Below are 524 nucleotides of genomic sequence, written 5' to 3'. Positions count from 1 at the left end.
CGGGACCTTGTCGAGAGGGATGACTTTGACTTTCCGTAACGAGAACACCGCCACCGCCGCCGTTGTCACCGAGACCCCGAAGAAGCGCAACCGGGTCCGCATGGCGGTCATGGGCGGCGCGATGCTCGCCCTTCCGGTGGCGGGCCTCGTGGCGGCCAACTCGGCCTCGGCCGCGTCCAGCTCGACGTGGGACGCGGTCGCGCAGTGCGAGAGCACCGGCAACTGGGGCATCAGCACCGGCAACGGCTTCTCCGGCGGCCTGCAGTTCACCCCGTCCACCTGGGCCGCGTACGGCGGCACCCAGTACGCGGCCAGCGCCGACCAGGCGTCCAAGGCGCAGCAGATCTCGGTCGCCGAGAAGGTCCTGGCCGACCAGGGCCCCGGCGCCTGGCCGGTCTGCTCGGTCAAGGCCGGCCTGACCGCGGGCGGCGCCCCGGCCCAGGTCGACACCACGACCACCAGCACCTCCACCCCGGCCCCCGCCGCCAAGCAGAGCGCCCCGGTCCAGGACACCACCCCGGCCC

Annotated in this window: 1 protein-coding gene; it reads left to right on the top strand. The window is 73.3% G+C overall.

Going from position 1 to position 524, the window contains the following annotated elements; all coding sequences use genetic code 11:
- Positions 1-25 precede the first annotated feature (25 nt).
- A partial coding sequence (locus C7C46_RS32535; protein ID WP_425470160.1) for a transglycosylase family protein occupies positions 26-524 on the top strand: 499 nt, incomplete at its 3' end.

Origin of the sequence: Streptomyces tateyamensis (assembly GCF_003205575.1) — a bacterium.
Classification (GTDB): domain Bacteria; phylum Actinomycetota; class Actinomycetes; order Streptomycetales; family Streptomycetaceae; genus Kitasatospora; species Kitasatospora tateyamensis.
The sequence above is the reverse complement of the archived record's forward strand: the minus strand, read 5'-3'. Positions and strand labels throughout refer to the sequence as shown.